The sequence below is a fragment of the Singulisphaera sp. GP187 genome, from assembly GCF_900129635.1.
GTDB lineage: Bacteria > Planctomycetota > Planctomycetia > Isosphaerales > Isosphaeraceae > Singulisphaera.
Genome location: NZ_FSRB01000005.1, coordinates 1 through 20,724, shown reverse-complemented (window position 1 = coordinate 20,724; position 20,724 = coordinate 1). Strand labels below are relative to the sequence as shown.

Sequence of the window (20,724 nt, the reverse complement as noted above, 5' to 3'; positions counted from 1 at the left end):
CTCCTAATCAAGGTTCCTGAATTCGGCCGTCGCCAACAAGGCCTGGCAGAAGGCGGCAAAGACCTGGCTTCGTGCGTTTTCAAGTTCGCCGGCGCGGGACTGATCCTGCACCAAGAACGAGGTGGCCAGCGCCATCTCATCCTCAGTCGGGACGCGGCTGTAGCAGAGCAGGAAAGCGCGGCGGATTCGTGATGGATCGTCGCCGGCTTGTGCGATCAGACGATCGGCCAACGCCTTGGCCCGTGCTTGCATGAACGGGCTGTTCATGAGATAGAGTGCCTGGAGCGGGACGTTGGTGGTCTCGCGGTCCCCGGTGACCAGGCTCGGCTCGGCGAAATCGAACAGGTCGAGGACGTCGGGCAGGCGATCGCGGAGGACGGGCAAATAGACCGACCGATGCCGTGACGCGTCGAGGTCGGCGGGCAAGCGATTATCGAGCCCGATCAGGGAGATCGGTCGATCGCCGATTTCCTTACCCACGAGCGAGCCGACGCGCCGCGAGGGGTCGAGCTCACCGGAGACCAGGAGCATGGCGTCGCGAATCGCTTCGGCATCGAGTCGCCGTTTGGCGGATCGCCAGAGGAGTCGGTTCTCCGGATCGGTCTCAAACGACTTTGCGTTATACGTGGATGCCTGACGATAGGTACGGGAAAGCACGATTTCCCGGACCAGTTGCTTCACGGACCAGCCGTCGGCGACGAAACGGACCGCCAGATGATCCAGCAATTCCGGGTGGCTCGGTGGTTGGCCACTGAAACCGAAGTTGTCCACCGAACTCACGATCCCGATACCGAACAAGTGGCGCCAGACCCGATTGGTCATGACCCGGGCGGTCAGCGGATGGTCTGGGTGGGTCAACCAGCGAGCCAGTTCGAGCCGGCCGCTTTGATGCCACGAAACCGAGTCGGCGCCTGGGACTACGATGACCCGAGGAAAGCCGCGGGGCACCGTTTTACCCGGTCGACCGATTTCGCCACGCTCCAGCAACGGCTTATCGACGATCGTTTCGCGGTCGGTCACGCCCATCGCCAACGGAAGGGCCTGTCCCTTGGCATCGACCTTCTCGAGTTCGCCCTCGATCCCTCCCGACCTCCAGAAGACCCGTAGCGCGTCGGCAAGGGTGGTCACTTTTTGCTTCTTGAGGGTCGCGAGCTCTTGTTTCAGGCTGACGACTTTCTCCGCAGGAATGGACGCGTGCAGGATCGGTTGGCCAGCGCCTCGAGGCAAAACGAGCGGGTCGCCGCCCACCTGGTTCGACGGCGAGATCGCGGTGCCGAAATACGTCTTCGTGCTGGCGAAGACACCGGCCAAGGCGTAATAATCCTCCATCAGGAACGGGTCGAGCTTGTGATCGTGGCAACGGGCGCAGGCCACGGAATTGGCCATCACCCCACGCGACAAGGCGTCGATCTGTTCGTCGACGAGGTCGGCCGCGAACTGGGCCTTGTTCGCTTCATCGAGGTTTTTGGTACCGACCGCGAGGAATCCGGTGGCGATCAACAGGCGGGCCCGCTCCGCGTCGCTGGGTGCGGGGAGCAAGTCACCGGCGATCTGTTCGACCAAGAATCGGTCGAACGGCATGTCAGCATTCACCGCATCGATCACATAGTCACGATAGCGCCAGGCATAAGGAAACGAGATGTTCGCTTCTTTGCCACTGGATTCGGCGAACCGGGCCACATCGAGCCAGTGCCTTCCCCAACGCTCGCCGTAGGACGCGGAGGCGAGCAGTGGCTCCACCGCCTCAGCCAATGCGGTGTCGATCCCGTCGGCTTTGCAACGCTCGGTAAAGCGCTGAAGTTCCTCGGGCGTGGGGGGCAGTCCCACCAGATCGAAGTGGAGTCGGCGGAGTAAGGTCGCCGGCTCCGCATCCGCCGTTGGAACGAGATTATGCGATTCCAGTTTCGCCAGAATGAAATGGTCGAGGTCGCGTTTGGCCCAGCCCGGATTCTTGGTGACCGGTGGTTGGTGATCTCTGGGCTTCTGGAACGACCAGAACCGGCGCCCAGATTCGAGGTCCACGGCAGGGCGGGACGCGTTGGCCGCCCCCTTCTCACGGGGGTCCATGGCCCCGGCCTTGATCCATGATTTGATGTCGCTGATCACGGAATCGGGCAGGCGGTCCGTCTTGGGAGGCATCTTGAGATCTGGGTCCACGTGCGAAATCGCCGTGACCAAGAGACTCGTGGCCGGGTCGCCGGGTACGACGGCCGGGCCGCTGTCTCCCCCCGCGCGGATGGTCTCGCGGGCGTCGAGCAGGAGATTCCCCTTCGACTGACCCGCCTCCACCGAATGGCACTTGTAACAGTGCGCGACGAGGACCGGTCGGATCCTGGCTTCGAAGAATTCAAGGCCCGCGGCGCCGGTCGCCGCCGGTTCTTTCTCGGCACCGGCAAGGGGTGATGTCCCGATGAGAAACAGGGATAACCAGAGCGGTAAAGCTTGCTTCATTGGGTACTCGCTTCCGTCTTGGCCAAGCGATGGATCTCGACCTTGGCACCGGGATCGAGGTGAGACGCGAGCCGGTATTGCTCATCATCCTGTTTGGCACTTTGGATTAACGTATACGTCACCGTGCCATTGGGGCGACCTTCGCGAACCGTCCACAAGATCAGGCGCAAGAGAACTCCGCTCTGGGCATCGATCTCCAAGAGGGCCGCCGAAATCAGTGAATGCGATCGTCCTGGCTTCAATCGTGCCCAGACCAGATTCGGAGTGGTTCCCGCGTTCGAGGTCGGACCTTCCGCCCGCAGATGGAAGTCGGCCAGGACTTCATCCATCAGCGATGGCACCGTCATGGAATTGATTTCGCAGAGCACCGCGACATCGTGCGGGAGCTGCGATTCTCGGTCGGCGAACCGGATCCCGTGCATCCGCGAGGGACTCACCCAGAGGGAGCGATCCGCTTCGCGACCAATCGCAAGATGGATGGTCCCGATCGTGCAGTTCGCCCAAAAGCGGTCGCCACGGGTCCACAAGACACTCTCCGACGGCCCTTCGAGCATCTTTTTCCCGTCCCAATATCGAGGATCGGGAGCATAGTGCACCCGATAGCAACGATCGAGACCGTGGGCATGGATGCCCCGAGCGGTTCGCAGGAGCGTTGCCGCGTTGGCGGTGGTGGGACTGAGGGAGCGGCCGCCGAAGAAGGCGCCGACGACAATCGCGATCAGGGCGGCTCCCATCGACCAACTCAGAACTCGTGGCCAGTGCTCGAACGAGATCCAGGCGGCGCGGCCGGTTCGGATCGTCGCGGCTGCGGGGCGCGCGGCCGGCGCAAGTTCTTCACGAATTCGCGCATGCAGATCGGTCGCGTCCGTACGTTCGGTTTGGCCATCAAGGTGGGCTCGCACGAGCCGATCGACCGCTTCGAAGATCCGCTCTTCGGGATCGCTCACGTCACTTGGTCCTCGATAAACGGGCGCAAACGCGTGGCCAGCGCCCGGCGTGCGCGGTGAAGCAAGACGCGTGCATTATTGTGACTGATTTCAAGCATCTCGGCGATTTCGAGGACGCTGTGTCCCAGGCTCCGCAGTTCGACGATCGCTCGTTGCGTCACCGGAAGCTCGGTCAGCGCTGCGGCGATCGCGGCTTCCAACTCCCCATGGATCGCCCGCTGGTCGGGCTGAACGGCCGACATGTCAGCCAGCGAACGGCTGTCCGCATCCAGGCTCACGACCGGGGGCCGCCGCCGCGACTTGTTGATGCATGCGTTCGTAATCGCCTTGAACAAGAGTTTGGTGCCGTCGCTCGCCAAGTTGTACTGATCCGCCCTGGCCAGGAGGCGACGATAACAGTCGTGAACAATGTCCTCGGCATCGGCCCGATTTCGGATCAGAGTCACGGCATAGGCGAGCGCACGCTGCACGGTGTCCGCAACCCATTGACCGAGTTCGTCGTCAGATCGACCTGGACGGGAGATTCGAGCCAGCTTTGCCTCCGCGTCTGCCCCAACCCACAACGACGAGCGAGTCAACACAAGGTACAACACCGCGGCCCGCTCAGTGTTACACGGAATTCCGAAATTCCCGTAGGGTCCGCGATTTGCGGACCCTCTTCGATTTCGGCCTCAGTGGAGGTGTGGTCTGCGATGATGGTCCATAACGGACCCTACGCATTCGGCGATGGCGAGCGAAGGATTTCGGTGATGACCCGCCCGTGGACGTCGGTCAGCCGGCGGTCGCTGCCGTTATGGCGGAACGTCAGGCGCTCGTGATCGATGCCGAGCAGGTGGAGGATGGTGGCGTGGAGGTCATAGCAATAGGTGGGTTGGCGGGCTTTCCAGGACCATTCGTCGCTCTCGCCGAAAGCCAGGCCCCCTTCGATGCCCGCACCGGCGAGCCACGAGACGAAGGTGCCGCCGTTGTGGTCGCGTCCCAGGCTCCCCTGGCTGAAGGGCATCCGGCCGAACTCGGTCGTCCAGATCACGAGCGTATCCTCGAAGAGGCCGCGGGCCTTGAGATCCTTGACCAGACCGGCGACCGGCTTATCGGTGCTGAGCGCGATCGAGGCGAGCGCCTTGTCGACGTCGTTATGGTTGTCCCAATTTCCCGTCGGGCCGCCGGCCCCACTCCAGACCTGGACGAAGCGGACGCCGCGTTCGAGCAACCGCCGCGCGGTGAGGCAGTTGCGACCGAACTCATCGGTGGCCTTGTCGTCGAGTCCATAGAGCGCGCGGGTGGCCCGCGATTCCCCCGCGAGGTTGAGCACTTCAGGCGCACTGAGCTGCATCCGCGCGGCCATTTCGTACGACGAAAGGCGGGCCTCGAGCCGTGAGTCTCCCGGCGATCGGGTCATATGATTGCGATTCAAGGTTTTGAGCAAGGCCCGCCCCTCAGCCTCGGCCGCCGGAGTGATGTAACGGGCCGACTCGGGCGGGAACAGGTCGGCGATCGGCACCGGGGCCGTTGCCTTGATGATCGTCCCTTGATGGGCGACCGGTAAAAAGGCCGACGAGAAGTTGCCGGAGTTGTTGTATGGCAGGCCGCGCGAGTCGGGCAGCACAACGAAGGTGGGAAGATTGTCGTTGAGGCTGCCCAGGCCGTAGGAAATCCAGGAGCCCATGCTCGGGAACCCTGGTGTGACGAATCCGGTGTTCTGCATGTAGCTGGCCGGGCCGTGGACGTTCGTCTTGGAGGCCATCGCCATCAAAAAGGCGAGGTCGTCCACGATCGTGGCGACATGGGGGAAGACGGAGCTGACCCACCGGCCGGACTCGCCGTACTGCTTCCAAGTCCAGGGACTCTTGAGGACCTTGCCCGGCACGCTCGTCACGGCCTCGACCCGACTGCCGGGGTCGAACGTCTGGCCATGGCGTTTGATCAACTCGGGCTTGTAGTCGAACGTGTCGCACTGGCTGGCGCCACCGTTCATAAAGAGCTGAACGATTCTGCGGACCTTGGGGCGATGATGCAAGCCGCCGTCAAGATCAGGGCGCGGCCCGGTGGTGGCTGCCAGGAGCCCATCGCGACCGAGCATCTGGGCCACTGCGATTCCGCCCAACTCGCCGCCGAGCCGCCAGAGGAACTCGCGGCGGCCGAGCAGGTCGGATTGACAAGCTTCCATAGTCATGGCGATCCCGATCCGCTAGTCTACGAACATGAACTCATTACTATTGAGAATCAAGCGGCATACATTGGCCATACCGTGCTTGACGGCATACGCAACGAAGGCTTCGGACTCATCAGGGGAAGGCGAACGACCGAGCGCGAGCCGGTAGACCGCCTCGATCTGGCCGGCGGGTGTTGTTGCAAGTTTGCCAACCCGCGCGGCGAAGTGTTCGCTCTGCCGCACGATGAAGCGGTCGTTCAGCATCGCCAAGGCTTGCAGTGCGGTCACTGAGGCGTTTCGGGTCGGGCTGAGCTGCGACGCGTCAGGGCAGTCCATCGAATCCATGAACGGATCGGGGAGCGTGCGGAACAGGAACCGATAAACGCTCCGCCGGTAGCTCGCCGCGCTGTCGACATCGAACTGGAGGTAGTTCACCATCGGGGTCACGTGAATGCCGGGTGTCTCGACGAACTGGCGAACCGAGGGACCGCCCATCATCAGGTCGAGCTTGCCGGAAATCTGGAGCACCGCGTCACGCACGGATTCCGCGTCGAGTCGCGTACGGTTCATCCGCCAGAGCAAGGCATTGTCGCCATCCCGCGCCGCCGCGGTCGAGTCGTGGCGGCACGCCTGGCGATAGACCGAGCTGGTGACGATCAGGCGGTCCAGTTGTTTGAGTGACCCGCCGCCGTTGCGGAATCGGACGGCCAGCCAGTCGATCAACTCAGGGTGGCTTGGCTTCGCTCCCATCCGGCCGAGGTCATTGGGTGAATCGGCCAGGCCCCGACCAAAATGATAGTGCCAGACTCGATTGACGATCGAGCGCCAGGTCAGCACGTTCTTCGGGTCGGTGATCCAACGCGCCAGAGCGGCGCGACGGCTCCCTTCGTCGTTGGGATCGGCCGGTGTGAATCGAGCATCAAGGCCAGGAACGCACGCCAAGGCACCCGGAACCGCCAGTCGAACCGGGCTGTTGATATCACCCCGTTTCAAGATCTGTACCGGGCGCGGGGTTTTCGCCGGCACGAAGCTGCTCTCTGGCTTGAAGTCATGAGCCGCCGCGTAGACGGTCGAGGCCGGCGGGATCGCGGCGAGCTGTCGGTCCACGTCCTCGATCACCCGGGTGAGCGCGGGGGCAATCGTGTAGTAATACGCCGTCAACTCGGCCCGCTGGGCTTCGGTGCGAGCCGGGGCAGGGACAGCGAGAAGTTTGGTGATCGGGTCCGGAAGAGGTTGGGCCATGGCTGGGCGTGACGTCGTCGTCGCCGAGAGTCTGACCCGTCCGATCAGGTGGCCGCCACCGTGAGACTGTTCAAGTGTAAAGGTGAGCTCCGTCTCGCCGTCGGTCCCCAGCGGTTCGGAGGTCTCGAAGGCCGCTTGATGGGATTGACCGACCGCGGGGTAGATCCCCCAGGCCGTCGCCGGGTTGTCGTCGATCGCCTTGGCGATGTCCCAACCCTTCTGATCGAAGTCGGCGCCGGGGTTGAGCAAGCGGATTGGCCGGGCTCGGGACGGGTCCGAAGCGCGGGCGGCCTTGAGCCGGAACTCGGTCAGGTGGAGGTTGCCATTATCCTGCCGCCCCGGCCCTTTGTGGGGCAGGCCGTCATCGGCCAGGACCTCGAGGCGAACCGCGCTGATTCCGTGCAAGTCGGACCGCGCCACGATCGTATAGGTGTCGACCTCGGGCCTCGGCCCACGAAACCGGATCGAGCCATCCGCCAGCTTATCCGCCGTCGCACCTCCGGCCGAGGTGAACGTCAAAGGGTCGAGCGTCGTCCAGCCGAGCGATTCGGCCGCGGCCGACTCCCAGGCGGCTTGACCTGAGACGAGCGCCGCGCGAGTCGCCGGATCGAGCCTGGAATCCACCATCGCTGGCCGCCGCGATTGGAGGGCGGTCCGCCGCGCGACCAAGGGCGCGCGGAGTGATTCGGCTTTGGGATCGAGGTCGTACGGTCGCTCCGCGCGGTCGACTCCCGCGAAGACGGCCTGGAGGCCGTAGTATTCCGCTTGCGAGATCGGGTCGAACTTGTGGTCGTGGCAACGGGCGCAGTGGACCGTGGTGCTGGTGAAGGTGGCCATGGTGGTCGCCACCATGTCGTCGCGGTCGAGGTTCTGGGCGACCTTCTTGTCGACGGTGTCGTCTCGAATGTCGCGCTGGGAGCTCTCGTCCCACGGTCCGGCGGCGATGAAGCCGAGGGCGACGATCGCTTGCGGATCGCCGGGGAACAAGACGTCGCCGGCAAGTTGCTCCTGGACGAATCGCGCGTAGGGAGTGTCGTCATTGAATGAACGAATCAAATAGTCACGATAAGGCCAGGCATTGGGACGAGGTCGGTCCTGGTCGTTACCATGGGTCTCGGCGAAGTGGACGACGTCCATCCACCGCCTCGCCCAGCGCTCACCGTAGCGTGGGCTCTCCAGTAACCGATCGACCAACCGTTCATAGGCGTGGGCCCCCGGGTCGGCAATGAAGGTGGCCACCTCCTCGGGAGTCGGCGGCAGGCCGGTCAGGTCAAACGTGAGGCGACGGATCAGGGTTCGCCGATCCGCTTCGGGCGATGGCGCGAGCCCCTCCTCCTCGAGCCTGGTCAGGATGAAGTCATCGATCGGCGTTCGACCCCAACCGCGTTGACCTGGGCGGGGCACCTCGAGCCCGATCAGCGGTTTGAGCGACCAGTGCGCCTCCTGCTCTGCCTGCACCGGGTCGTTCGTCTTGGAGGACCAATCGGCCCCCTGGTCAATCCAGACGCGAATCAGGTCGACCTGGCTCGCGTCGAGCCTACGACCCTTCGGCGGCATGACCGCATCCGGGTCGAGTCCCGTGATGAGCTGGACGAGTCGACTCTTCGTTGCCTGTCCGGGGATGATCGCCGGCTCGCCCGAGTCGCCCCCTCGTAGCGCGGCGTCACGGTGATCGACCCGATAGCCGCTGCGCTGTCGGGTGGGGCCATGGCACTGGGCGCAATGTTCGGCCAGAAGTGGTTCGATGTCACGCGCGAAATCGACCTTTCGGTCGGCCGGTTCGATCGCATGAGCCGACATGGCCAAAGTGCTAAGCGTCAGGAACCCAGCCAGGCGAAGAGATCGTCGCATCGCTTTATGACTCGCGATCCGCGGTGATCCTCGGAGATTGTCCTCGCTCCGGATCGGCCGCACCCTTGGGACTGAGGCTCGATCGTACCCGAGATTCGACCGCCTCGCCCGCTTATTCCGGAACCGCCAATCCATGGGATTTTGGGTGCCCGTCGGGAATTCTCTTGCATTTATCGCATTTGCATTCGATTGAATCGAAGAGCGGGCGGGGCGCCCGCGGTCTCAGGAAAGGCCATTGCCCTCTCGTGATAATGGTATTTGTGAGTGGAGTTTTGAGGATGGGCGAGCGGAGAGGGAAAGGCTCATGCGTGTGGTTTCGGTCAATGTGGGAAGACCGCGGCTGGTCGCCTGGCAAGGGAATACGGTCCTCACCGGCATTTTCAAGGATCCGGTGGACGGACGGATTCCGCTCCGCGGTGTCAACCTCGCCGGCGATGCCCAGGCGGATCTGAGCGTGCACGGTGGCCCGGATAAAGCCGTCTATGCCTACCCGCTCGAGCACTACGACGACTGGCAAGCGGTGCTCGGGCGTAACCTCTCCCCCGGCGCCTTTGGCGAGAACCTGACCACCGAAGGGATCACCGAGGACTCGGTTCACATCGGCGATGAGTTCCGCGTGGGAACGGCCCGGCTGGTCGTCACTCAACCGCGGATGCCCTGCTTCAAACTCGGCATCCGGTTCGGCGACCCGACCATGGTCAAGACGTTCCTCAGGGCCGGCCGACCGGGAATCTACTTCGGCGTGCGAGAAGAAGGTGAAATCGGCCCCGGCGACACGATCGATCGCGTCTTCGAAGAAGCGCACCGTGTGACGGTCAGCGCGATGCTTCAGTTAATCCTGAACCGAAATGCCGATCCGATTCAACTCCGCCGGGTGCTCGAAGTTTCGGCGTTGGCGGCCGTCTGGCGCGAGGAGTTCAAGGACCGACTGGGAATCTGAAGCGTCTACCGTTGCCCGGGATCGGTCCCGGTGCGGACTGGGCAAACTGACCTTGTGGGAGGGGGCCGATCGGATATGGTATCGGTGCGCCAATAGAGCCTCTTAGGAACGCTTTGGCCGGCTGATCGGGAGCCTCGTTCAGGAGGAATAGGGGAAAGGCCGGTGCCATGGAGGGACCGATGGATGAGCAACCTGACGGTGTTGTCCTCAGTAATGCGACCGATGGCCCGACGACGGAGCGATGCCATCTCGTTATCACCGTCCATGGCATTCGCACCTACGGCGACTGGCAAGCGGACCTGAAGGACCTGCTGGAAGAGGCGGAGCCCGGGATCACCGTTCTGAATTATCAGTTCGGCTATTTTTCCTCGCTCGCCTTCCTGGTTCCTCCGCTGCGCTGGATGGTGGCCTGGCGGTTCCGCAAGTTCTTCGCGCATGCGATCGCGTCGGTCCCCGCGGGGTCGCGGATCGACCTGGTGGCCCACAGCTTCGGAACCTACCTGGCGGCTTCGGCCGTGCCGCACGTTCCCAAGAGTCACCGGCTCCATACGATCATTCTCGCCGGCAGCGTGCTCCGGCCGTCGTTCCCCTGGTATCGCTATCAGCAGGCGGGTTGCCTCCGCCGCGTGGTGAACGAGTGTGGTTGGGACGACACGGTCCTCGTGCTCTGCCAGTCCGCCGCCCTGATGATGGGGATGGCCGGACGCGTCGGCTTTCAAGGGATGGTTGGTGGCCAATTCCTCAATCGGTACTACCGGTTCGGGCATGGCGGCTATTTTGATCGCGAACATAAGTTGATGCGTGAGAATTGGCTGCCGATCCTGACGACCGAGGCCCCGATTCCGGCGATCGACCATCGCCCCAAGCTGACCCACCTGGGGGGCGCCAGGCTCTTCTTGCTGAACAACCTCCAGTTCATCAAGGTGGCGGCCTTCGCCGCGTTGCTCCTGGCGATCGTCCTGATTCCGGTCGACTGGATGCGCAAGGCCGACTATCAGAAGCGGGTCGAGCGGTTCGCCCACATTGCGCGGCTGGCCAATGCCGTGGAGATCCCCGGCCGCGACCCCAGCCACGTTCGCGACCTGCTCCGCGTCGACGTGAAGGCCGGAGGCAGCGAACGGTCGATCGATCATATCATCGGGACCGAATCCTCTCCCAGCGGCGACGACCTCGCTGACGGCGTGCTCGCCGAGGACGACGCCGAACCACGTTGGTGGGAGCGAATTCCCGGTCTCCATGACAACACCCGCGAGGCCTTCCGCGCCCGGCAACTGCACGCGCGGGCCAACTTCCAACTTGCGGCCGGCAAGCAAGGGGCCACCACCGACTTTTCCAAGGCGCGGCTGCTCTTCGAGGATGCCATCCGCTGCTATCGGCGGGTGATCCTCGACGACCCGGCCAACGGCTCCTATGCGCTCTGCTTGATCGATTACGGCCTGCTCCTGGAAAAGATGGGATTCTCACAGCAGGCGGCCGAGCAATTCCGCAAGGTTCGCGAAGACGTCTTCCCCAGGGATGCCAAGGGGGAGAGTTCCACGATGCCGCGTTCACTCGTGATCGACTCGCTCGGTTACGAAGCCTCGTCGCTCCGGTCGCTCGAGAAGTGGGATGAGTCCACCGACCGCTTGCTCCAGGCGGTGCGCGAAGCCAGAGGCCAGGACTCCTTGCTCTCGTTCGTCTACAACGAACTCGCCTGGCATCGCATGGAACGTCTTGATGTGGCCAAGGCCCGCGATTCATTCCTCAAGGCCAAGACCTCGTGCGAGGCCCTGGTCGAGAACGGCCAGTTCGTGTTCAAGACGCGGCTCTACCACATCCGTCATGGCTTGGCGATGGCCGAGCGGCTCTGCGGTCGGCCCGACGAAGCCTATGGCCAGTATGATCAACTCGTCAAAGAGCTCCAGGAGTTGATGCGGAACGACCTCGACTTCAACCCGAAGGAGCGGCGTGATCTCCGCACCCGGCTCGTCAACAGCATGGAGCGGCGCGCCGACGTCCGCTTCTTCTCGCGGCGGGCGCCGACGTTCTTCCCGGAGGTCACTCCGGAACGCTACCTCGGTCTGCTCGCCAAGGTCGAGCAAGACTACCAGGAGGCCATCGAACAGGTCGCCAACGATGACCTCAGTTCAAAGTCACAGCTCCTGTACAAGAAAGTGATCGTGCGTTGCTTGGCCGAAATGGGCCGGAACTCCGCGGATCGTCCGCGCGTTGCTGACGCGGTCGAACGGCCCGCACTCGCGCCGATTGATATCGAGTTCGCCGAGTCCGAGCGCACCTACAACGCCCTGCCCCCCGAACGCAGGAAGACCCTGAAGCTCTACCACGAGATCGCCTCGGCCTGTATGGACCTGCATAAGGTCCCCGATCGCGACGCCTATCTGACCGTCGACGGCGCCGACCCCGGCACATCGAGGACCCGGCGCTTCGCCCCTCGGTCCATCGAAGAGCTCCGAGCGTTGACCGCTCGATATGGCGCGCAATGCGATACCATCAACCGCGAGCGCGTCGAGATGCTGCTCGTCGCCCTCGAAGTCTTACTCGAAGTCGGCGTCGAGACCAACGACCCGAAGAGTTCTCAGGATGCGTCGCGGATGATGGCGGTCCTCGGCGCCACGACCAAGGTGGCCTCCCATGACGAGCTACGGGCCTACGTGAACCGGTTCAACCGGATTGCGGCCAGCAAGCTCGTCCCCCAGGACGAGTTGACCGCATCGCGCCCACGAGTCGAAGCCGGACGCGTCGCGAGCAAACCGGCTGCGCCCGTCCCACCCGGTGGGCGGCTTCTCTTCTATCTCCAGCTCTCGCCCTCCCGGTCGCTGATGCTGACCGAAGCCGCCGAGGGCTCAGCTCCCCCTGCTCCGCCGGCGGAGTCGTTGACCGCCAAGCCCGGGTCGACCCACGACGATGAGGACGAGCTTGTGCCCAGAACCGCCATGAAGCGAACGCTCGATCCGCCTTGAGGATGAGGCCGTGACCGACGACCGGCCGATTGGCCGTGCGCCCCATCGGATCCACGAATCCCTGTACGTGCCCCGGAACGAGCATCCACGCTCGCCGGGGCACGCGGCGTTTTGCCCTCGGCCACCCGGCGGCTTTCCCGAGCCGCGATCAGCTGGTCCCCACCTCGGGACCAAGATGCGTTCGTTTAATACCGCCCCCGTCTGAATTTCTGGCATAAGCGCTGCGTTAGCATCATCTCCAGTCGCCAACTTCCCCGGGCGAACCGAACCCAAGCCGAGTCGCATTCGCGTCTCAAACCTAGTAGTTCCAGGAACTTGGGTATCAAAGATTCGTCCTTGTCGGACGAAGGCCAGCGGGAAACTGGTGTGAAGCTCTCCTCCGTTGTTGCCTTTTATTTAGACGAGGATGCCCGTGAAACGTGCAACCCCCTTCCCCTTCCTGATGCTGGTGGCTCTGGCCATCGCCGCCTTGGTTGTGAAGCCAACGCCCAAGCCGACTCCCGTGGGAGAGGCGATCAATTCCGGGGACGTGGCCTGGATGCTCACCGCCGCCGCCCTCGTGCTTCTCATGACGCCGGGGCTCTCGTTCTTTTACGGCGGGATGGTTGGATTCAAGAATGTTGTCTCGACCATGCTGCAAAGTGTGGTGGCGCTTGGGGTGATTAGCCTGCTCTGGGTTTTCGTCGGTTTCAGCTTGGCGTTTGGAGACTCGATCGGTGGTGTCATCGGAAACCCGATGACGTTCTTCATGTTCGATGGCGTCGGCGAAGCGACCCATAAGACGCTCTCGCCCACGATCCCGCTGATGTTGTTCGCCCTCTTCCAGTTGAAGTTCGCGATCATCACGCCGGCGCTCATCACCGGGTCGTTCGCCGAGCGCGTGCGGTTCTCGTCCTACCTGCTGTTCATGGTCTTGTTCAGCCTCTTGATCTACTGCCCTCTGGCCCACATGACGTGGCATCCGGACGGCTTCCTTCGCCAGCACGGCGTTCTGGATTTCGCGGGCGGCACAGTCGTTCATATGTCGGCTGGGTTTGCAGCACTGGCTGGCGCGATCGTGCTGGGGCGGCGGAAGAGCCACCTCGCCAATGAAGCCCACTCTCCCGCGAACGTCCCGTTCGTGCTTCTCGGCACCGGGATGCTCTGGTTCGGCTGGTTCGGCTTCAATGCCGGTTCGGCGCTGGCCGCCAACGGGACGGCCGCCATGGCGTTTGGAACCACCAACACGGCGTCGGCCGCGGCCATGCTGGGCTGGATGTTCTTCGATTGGATGCGGGGCCATAAGCCGTCCGCCCTCGGCGCCTGCATCGGTGCCGTCGTCGGGCTGGTCGCGATCACCCCCGCGGCCGGATTCGTGACGATCCGCGAAAGCATCGTCATCGGCCTGGTGGCCAGTGTGATCAGCAACCTGGCCGTGAGCCTGAGAACGAAGTCGACCCTCGATGATACCCTCGACGTCTTCCCCTGCCACGGCGTGGGAGGTATGGTCGGCATGATCGCGACCGGCATCTTCGCCAAGGACTTGGGCCTGACCTCGGGCCTCACGAAGACGTTCGTCTATCACCTCGTGGCCCTGGTCATCGTCGGCGTCTTCTCGTTCGTCGGCTCGCTCATTCTCTACAAGATTACCGACCTGATTATCCCGCTCCGGGTCACCCATGAGCAGGAAGACGAAGGCCTCGACCTCAGCCAGCACGGCGAGACCGCCCTTGGCGCCGACCTCCTCGGAGGTGCGCACGCCAACGGCCAGGCCCATCCCGAGTTCGCGGTCGGAAGCGGAGTCTAATCCCGTCGGCCATTTATTTTCGTGAGCATGAACATGAATAAGAATCCCCCGTTGTGTCACCGGTGACACAACGGGGGATTCCTTGCAAGTCGAGTCAGAAGCGATCCGTCCGCGAGCGTCCACCCTGACTTACCATGTCTGCTTTTTTGACTTGGTCTTACTCGCTTTGGCTTCCGTCCCTTTTTGAAGGATGATCCCGTAGTTTCGGAGCTTGCCCTGTTCGACGGCCGTCAATTTCTTGAGGTCGACGGCGACGATCGTGTTGCTGATCCGCTCAGTCAGACGTTTCAGGGCCGAGACGACCCGATCGGCAGTTTCCTGATCAGGGCAGCGGAGCACGGTCAGAGTCGAGGTTGTAACCCGACGCACCCAATTCGACCACTCCTCAACTTCCCGAAGTACGTTCAACGGCACGTCATTGCTGGCGTGGCGTTTGAGCCGATTGATGATCTCCTCGGGCTTGAGACCGAGGCCGACCGCCTTGACGATCGAGTCGCGGGTGATTTTCAGGACCAACGCGCCTTGACCGCTTCCTGATGAGGATCGCTCGCAGAAGGGAGCCAGTTCTGCGGCAGGGGCTGGGTTCAGGCCAATCACGATCACGCTGAAATCGGGCTGAACCACCACTCGGGCCGCAACCCCCATGTTGGGGGCCCAATCCTCGAGGGCGACAGGCCGGTCAAAATAGGCGTCGTAGCGAGGCTCACGTGCGATGCAGATGCGATCTTCATCGTCGATCGCCACCCGGACACAGCCAAGCGGAATCAGACGCTGACGTACAAAGGTCTCGATCACGAGCCGCCCAGCCTCCTCACGCGGTTCGTCCCGAGGTGGAATCAGCCGACTATGCCAGTAGACCACGACCTGGTCAGGGTCAAGCCCTCGGTTCAGGGGATTGTGCTCGCGATCGACAAGATGAGACTTAACGCTGTCCAGTCGATAGAAAATCCCCGGCTTCAACGCGGCGAACGCTTCGTCAAGTGAGGTCCGCAACGCTTGATGATCGACCACCTTGGTGTCCCAGTGGTAGGGAACGCGCTTCCCCTTCTCGAGGCGAAGGACTGTCACGTGCGCGCCGAGGAAGCGCGTGTCACCGGCACCCAGGTCGTTGAACGGGTCGAACGAAGAGCAAAAAATTCCCATATGGGGATCTAATACCGAATTCCGTTCCGCCTTCGCCGTAAAAAGTTTGTAGATTCCCTGATATTGCTCTTCAAGGTCGCTGGACAGCCACTTGTGCCCCTTGGCATTAAGATGGAGCCGGATCTGCTTCCCCTCGGCAACATCTTTGACCAATTGAAGGGCACGCGCCAAGCCGATGGCCTGGCCCACTCGCGATGCGTCGGACCATTTCATGGCCTTGAGCAGCCAGGCCGGTAACGGTTCTTGAACGGCCTGGAACCGCTCGATTTCCTTGGTGTACAAGGCCTGATCTTGGCGAACCCGAGGGGGATCACTCGCAATCTCCAGGAGGACACTCCGAAGGTCGTCGGCAATCACGCTCCCACTCGGTCCCACCTCTTTGGTCCGCTCGCAGGCCACCAGCGGTGCGCGGTTGTACGGTTGGTTAAACTGGATCCATTGCTCGCGAACTTTGGGGACCAGTCCGACCATCACGTCCCACGTTTTCGGTTCGAGATCTTCAACCAGCGCCAGATGCGTGATCAGCGCGTCCACCACCTTACGAACCTTCGCGGGATCGCTCCCCGGAATCTGGCCCAGCAACGCGACCAGCGGCACCGGCCCTTCGGCCTGCCGGATCACGTCCAGAATCTGCTCCGCCAGTGGCTCCTTGAGTGCTCCGGCGACCCACCCCGGCCAACGCTGGTGAACTACATACGCCTTGATGATTTCGGCAAGAGACAATTCATTAAAGATTTGATGATGGCGCAGTACTGAGGAGAGAACGCCGAGGAGCTTACTGCCCACAAAGATGTAATCAAGATATTTTCGGAATTCGCTCGATTTCTCAGGGTCCAGGAGGTGGTAACTGTGCATCGCGCGGAGTCGCGTGGCGAAGTCGTAGAGCCCATCGCAGGCGATCACCTGGTCGTCGAATGCCCGGGAACGGGCGGTGATCAACTCGACGAACCCGGCCGCCGTCAGCTCCTTCAATACCGCGGCGGGGAACCGAGCGGCCGACACGCCGGTCGGCTTGGATTTCGGCAGCCGATTCTTGCCGGGACTTTTCACGACGAAGAGGAAAAAATACCGAGCCTGAACTGACAGCCGATGCCACTTGGCATCCCAGATCGCCATAGATTCCCGGCTGTAGGCTTTCTCAGAGAAGTCCGTCGACTTCTTTTCTTTCGAGCGGATCCAGGTTCCGTAACTCATCCTTTGCCCCTCGATCGACACCGATTCGAACCCGCCGTTCCAAGCTCTGATTCAAGACTGAACCTGGATTCGGTCCGAGTCAAGTCATCAAGGAAGTGCGCATAGAGAAGGGCCGCGTGGAGCCAGGCGAATTCGCCCATTTCCACGCGGCCCGCGATGCGTCATTGACGATACGGCTCAGGACGGATTCATGACCGACGTTTGCCGAGCCGTCCGAGGAGTGAGGCCAGAGCCGAGTCGTGGAGCTGAGCGATTCGCAATCGATTCAGCTTGCCCTTGGCGGCGGCCTCTTGGATTTTCTGTTGGTTGGGACGTTGCTGACCGCGAGCGGCAACCGGAGGAGCCACGGCTGTCGGAGTCGGCGTGGTTGAGGTTGGGGTCGGAGTCGGCGCGGCAACGGTCGCCGCGGCCGAAACGATGGGGGCGGCGGCCGTCGACAAGGCGGCCGCTTGACTGCCGAAATCAAGAGTGCTCGTCGCGCTGATCTTGTTGCTCAAGGAGCGATAGATGAACGGAGCATTAATCGGGATGTCCTTAGTGCCGCCGTACTGGATCGGCTGCGCGTAGCCGGCGATGAAGAGCTGGCCGGTGCTTGGCCTGTAGACCGCGATGTCGATCTTGCCGTCGCCGTTGTAGTCGGCCGGGACCGGGATGTCCGTGGTGCCGCCGAACTGGATCGGCGCGTGGCCGGCGATGAACCAGGTGGCCGAACCCGGTCGGAAGACGGCGATCTGCGTCCGGCCGACGCCGTCGTAGTCACCCGGGACCGGGATGTCGTTGGCACCACCGAAAACGACGGTTTGCAAGCCGCTCGTCGACCCGCGAATCAACCAACGGGTGGGGTTGGTGGCGCTGGCCGGTTCAAAAACGGCGATGTCGGCCTTGCCGTCACCATCGTAGTCGCCCGGGACCGGGGTATCCCCCTGACGCCCCAGCGAGATCGGCGTCCCATCCCCGGCGACGAACCACTGGCCGGTCGTGGGTCGGAAGACGGCAAGCGTTGTGGTCCCGGTCCCGTAGTAGTCGGCCGGGGCGGGGAGATCGATGTTGGTCGCGCCGAACTGGATCCCGTTGGTCGGGAAGACGCCCTGAACGAACCACTGCGCGGTGCTCGGCCGGTAGACGGCCAGGTCGGATCGGCCGTCCCCGTTGAAGTCGCCCAGGAGTGGGATGTCGGTACTGCCCACACCAAACGCGATTCCGTTGGGGCCGGTCACTCCCGGGATGAACCACTGGGCTTGCGGATCCGTGCGGCGGAAGAGCGTATCCTGGGCCTGCCCGACTCCCGTATAGTCGCCGGCCACCGGCAGCTTCCGGTAGCTGTAAGGCGCGGTGACGGCCACTCCGCCCCCCTTCGGCCCACCGAACGTGGTGGTTCGAGGCACGCTGCTTCCTGGTGCGAAAATCGTCCAGGTGCTGGTCGTGGGATCAAAGGCGGCCGGCTCATCAATGCCGACGCCGTCATAGTCACCGGGGACCGGGATGCTTCCCGGGGTGAACTGGACCGTCCGAAGCTGGTTGTTCGGCCCAAGGATCGTCATGACGCCGGTGGCCGGGTTATAGACTGCCGGCTCGGTCTTGTGCGAGGTCACGGTGTTATCGTAGGCGCCTGGCACCGGGATCTGTCCCGGGGCGCCGACCTGAAGCGGTTGGGCATGACCCGCGATGAAGAACTGACCGGTACTCGGCCGGTAGATGGCGAGCTGGGTGCGGCCCACGCCGTCATAGTCGCCTGGAACCGGGATATCGCCGGGGCCACCGAACTGAGGAATCGGCCCTGGGGAGTTGGGAATGAACCACTCACCGGTCGTGGGCCGGTAGATCGCGATGGACGTGGTACCCGTCCCCAGGTAGTCGCCCGGGACCGGGATGTCGACGAACGACTGGCCGTACTGGACACCACTCATGATCCCTTGAACAAACCACTGTGCGGTGCTCGGGCGATAGTAGGCCAGGTCCGACTTACCATCCCCATTGAAATCACCTTGGATCGGGATGTCGAGCGTCCCAACGCCGAACGGAGTCCCGCTCGTCGCCCCCTGGATCAACCACTGGGCCTGGCTCGCTCGGAAGAAGAGGGAGAGGTCGGCCTTGCCATTGCCGGTGTAGTCTCCGCCCACCGTGGTGATCGTCAGATTGAACGGAGTCCCCAGCGGCCCTTGGTTGCCGGCGACGTCACGGGCCCGCGCCACGATCGAGATGTTGCCGTTCCGGAGATCGCTGGGAAGCTGAATCGAGTAAGCACCCGTACCGTCGGCCGTGGCTTGGCCGAGCGGAACATTGAGGTTGGCCGCGTTGTAGATGACAACGATGGCGCCCGGCTCGGTGGTTCCGACGAAGTGCGGCCGGCGGTTGCTCGTGATCCCATCGCCGAGGATCCCGGTGTCGTCGGCGGCGAGAATCCCGAGGCTGGTCGAGGTGGTCGGCCCATGGGTGTCAATCGTAAAGCTCAACGGCAGACTGACCGTCGAACCAAACGGGTTAGTCGCCTTCACCTGCACGGTGTAGGGACCATCGGGCAACGGGGTCGCGAATTGAAGGATGAAGTTGCCGTTGAGGTCGCTCGACCCGGTGGCCAAGGCGGCCCCGGTGGGGTTGCCTCCCACCGAGAGGAACAGTTCGACGGTCACGTTCTGATCGGTCAGCCCCAGGATATGGGGCATCGTGATGTTGGTGATCCGCTGGCCGTTCGACGAGTCGTCGAACGGAGAGAGCCCGATGGTCGGCGTGGCGGGCGGGACCGGCAAGCCAAGGTTGTTCGCCTGAAGGATGAAGGTGAACAAAGCAATGTTCCCCGTCGTCCCCGAGGCATCAGTGGCCTGGATTCCGATCGTCTTGGTGCCGTTGGAGGTGAAGGCGGCCTGGTTGACCTGGACCGAGTACTTACCGAAAGCGTTGGTCCGGTTGGCCGCGATATTCGTGGCTGGAACGCTCGGATTGTAGCCGCCGATGAGCCTGGGATTATTGGGATCGGTCAGGTCGTAGAGCGTAATCAGAGCGGTGTTGCCGAAGGCGGTCTGCTCGCTAAAGCCATTGATGATCGGCCGGGAGGTCGTGGGAGTGACGAGCGGAATCCCACCGGCACTCGTTCCCGCGCTGCTGCTCGGGTCGAGGCTGATGTTGCTGGGCTGTGACGCGGTGTTGGGGAAAACGATCGGCGCCAGCCGGATCGTGAACGTGCCGCGGCCGAACGTGGACGCGAACAGATTGTTGGGATCGCCAGGCTGAGCCACGGGGCGGCCGGTGGTCGGGTCGACATTGCCCAGCGCGAGGTTGAGGTCGGAGACGTGGACGTTGGGCAGGAGACCGCCGTCCAGAGGCGCGGCGTCGAAGGTGATGTTGGGGAAGAGTGCCCAGGTCTGGCCGTTATCGAGCGAGCGATAGACCCCGGACTCGGCCGAGACGTAGAGCACCGGGTGGGTCGCCGGGCCGTTCAAAGGCGCGGGGGTGATCGGGATGACGTACCGCCAGTCCGCCACGATCGAGGTCAGGTACTGAGCCTGGCCATTGACCAGGGTCGGGTCGCCAAACGCCGAGGTCGTCAGCGTAAAGAGGTTCCCGGTGATGCTCGTCCAGACCGGGTTCGTGCCGGAACTGAGCGAGTTGGCGGTGTAATACACCCCCTTCTGGGTGATGGCATAGGCGTTGTGATTGCCCCGGGTCGGGTCGGCGAGGATCTTGAGGACGGGGGAACCGTCGAGGCCGGTCGAGATGTCCGTCCAGGCGTTGCCGGAACCGGAGGCACCGCCGCCGGTGGTCGAGACGTAGATCTTGCCACCCACCGTACCGGCGTAGATGAAGTTGTTGAGGTTGCCGATTCCGGCGGGGCCATTGGGGTCAGGGGCGCCAAAGGTCAAGGCCGGGGCATACGTGCCGTCGAGGTCGGCCGGGTTGGCAATCACCTGCCAGGACCGGCCTTGGTCGATGGTCGAAAAGACCCGGCCGGCCGCGGAGCTGATCATGACCTGGTCGCCGGCGATCGGGTTGACCGTGAAATTGCCCTGCATCAGCCCGTTGCCGTAATTGACCGAGCCGGTCGGCCACTGCGGATCGCTCAC

Annotated in this window: 10 protein-coding genes; 3 read left to right on the top strand and 7 right to left on the bottom strand. The window is 63.1% G+C overall.

Annotation, left to right across the window (positions count from 1 at the left end; all coding sequences use genetic code 11):
* Positions 1-3: 3 nt before the first annotated feature.
* The 5 genes from BUS42_RS41465 to BUS42_RS41445 all read right to left on the bottom strand — a co-directional run bounded on the left by BUS42_RS41465 (position 4) and on the right by BUS42_RS41445 (position 8,643).
* Positions 4-2,451 carry a PSD1 and planctomycete cytochrome C domain-containing protein gene (locus BUS42_RS41465; protein ID WP_074317967.1) on the bottom strand — a complete coding sequence of 816 codons (2,448 nt, stop codon included), beginning with the start codon at positions 2,449-2,451 and terminating at the stop codon, positions 4-6.
* Entirely contained in the window at positions 2,448-3,398 is a 951-nt protein-coding gene (locus tag BUS42_RS41460; protein WP_074317965.1) for a hypothetical protein, read from the bottom strand. The genes BUS42_RS41465 and BUS42_RS41460 overlap by 4 nt, the downstream gene beginning before the upstream one ends.
* Positions 3,395-3,868 carry an RNA polymerase sigma factor gene (locus BUS42_RS41455; protein WP_159452365.1) on the bottom strand — a complete coding sequence of 158 codons (474 nt, stop codon included), beginning with the start codon at positions 3,866-3,868 and terminating at the stop codon, positions 3,395-3,397. Before BUS42_RS41455 ends, BUS42_RS41460 begins: the two co-directional genes overlap by 4 nt.
* A 242-nt stretch (positions 3,869-4,110) precedes the next feature.
* A complete protein-coding gene (locus BUS42_RS41450) occupies positions 4,111-5,565 on the bottom strand; it encodes a DUF1501 domain-containing protein (protein WP_254054150.1) in 1,455 nt (484 codons plus the stop codon).
* 21 nt (positions 5,566-5,586) lie between these two features.
* The gene (locus BUS42_RS41445; RefSeq protein WP_074318030.1) at positions 5,587-8,643 is read right to left on the bottom strand and encodes a PSD1 and planctomycete cytochrome C domain-containing protein; all 3,057 of its coding nucleotides are present in this window, start codon (positions 8,641-8,643) and stop codon (positions 5,587-5,589) included.
* A 304-nt stretch (positions 8,644-8,947) separates the two neighbouring features.
* Here BUS42_RS41445 and BUS42_RS41440 point away from each other — a divergent pair, with 304 nt between their 5' ends.
* The 3 genes from BUS42_RS41440 to BUS42_RS41430 all read left to right on the top strand — a co-directional run bounded on the left by BUS42_RS41440 (position 8,948) and on the right by BUS42_RS41430 (position 14,329).
* Complete coding sequence (locus BUS42_RS41440; protein ID WP_074317962.1) at positions 8,948-9,583, top strand: MOSC domain-containing protein; 636 nt, start codon at positions 8,948-8,950, stop codon at positions 9,581-9,583.
* 179 nt (positions 9,584-9,762) lie between these two features.
* The gene (locus BUS42_RS41435; RefSeq protein ID WP_074317961.1) at positions 9,763-12,543 is read left to right on the top strand and encodes a tetratricopeptide repeat protein; all 2,781 of its coding nucleotides are present in this window, start codon (positions 9,763-9,765) and stop codon (positions 12,541-12,543) included.
* A gap of 406 nt (positions 12,544-12,949) precedes the next feature.
* A complete protein-coding gene (locus BUS42_RS41430; RefSeq protein ID WP_143206720.1) occupies positions 12,950-14,329 on the top strand; it encodes an ammonium transporter in 1,380 nt (459 codons plus the stop codon).
* Positions 14,330-14,458: 129 nt separating this feature from the next.
* On the opposite strand, the gene BUS42_RS45935 is transcribed toward BUS42_RS41430, so the two are convergent.
* Both BUS42_RS45935 and BUS42_RS41420 read right to left on the bottom strand, forming a co-directional pair.
* Positions 14,459-16,666: a helicase-associated domain-containing protein gene (locus BUS42_RS45935; protein ID WP_083671453.1), complete on the bottom strand. Its 2,208-nt coding sequence runs from the start codon at positions 16,664-16,666 to the stop codon at positions 14,459-14,461.
* Between the two features lie 188 nt (positions 16,667-16,854).
* The coding region (locus BUS42_RS41420; RefSeq protein WP_254054149.1) for an Ig-like domain-containing protein at positions 16,855-20,724 on the bottom strand (3,870 nt) is incomplete at its 5' end.

Excerpts from the sequence above, each read along its gene's own strand:
- BUS42_RS41465 (WP_074317967.1), bottom strand. The coding sequence starts at position 2,451 with ATGAAGCAAGCTTTACCGCTCTGGTTATCCCTGTTTCTCATCGGGACA.
- BUS42_RS41450 (WP_254054150.1), bottom strand. The coding sequence starts at position 5,565 with ATGGAAGCTTGTCAATCCGACCTGCTCGGCCGCCGCGAGTTCCTCTGG.
- BUS42_RS41445 (WP_074318030.1), bottom strand. The coding sequence starts at position 8,643 with ATGCGACGATCTCTTCGCCTGGCTGGGTTCCTGACGCTTAGCACTTTG.
- BUS42_RS41440 (WP_074317962.1), top strand. The coding sequence starts at position 8,948 with ATGCGTGTGGTTTCGGTCAATGTGGGAAGACCGCGGCTGGTCGCCTGG.
- BUS42_RS41435 (WP_074317961.1), top strand. The coding sequence starts at position 9,763 with ATGGATGAGCAACCTGACGGTGTTGTCCTCAGTAATGCGACCGATGGC.
- BUS42_RS41430 (WP_143206720.1), top strand. The coding sequence starts at position 12,950 with ATGCCCGTGAAACGTGCAACCCCCTTCCCCTTCCTGATGCTGGTGGCT.
- BUS42_RS45935 (WP_083671453.1), bottom strand. The coding sequence starts at position 16,666 with ATGAGTTACGGAACCTGGATCCGCTCGAAAGAAAAGAAGTCGACGGAC.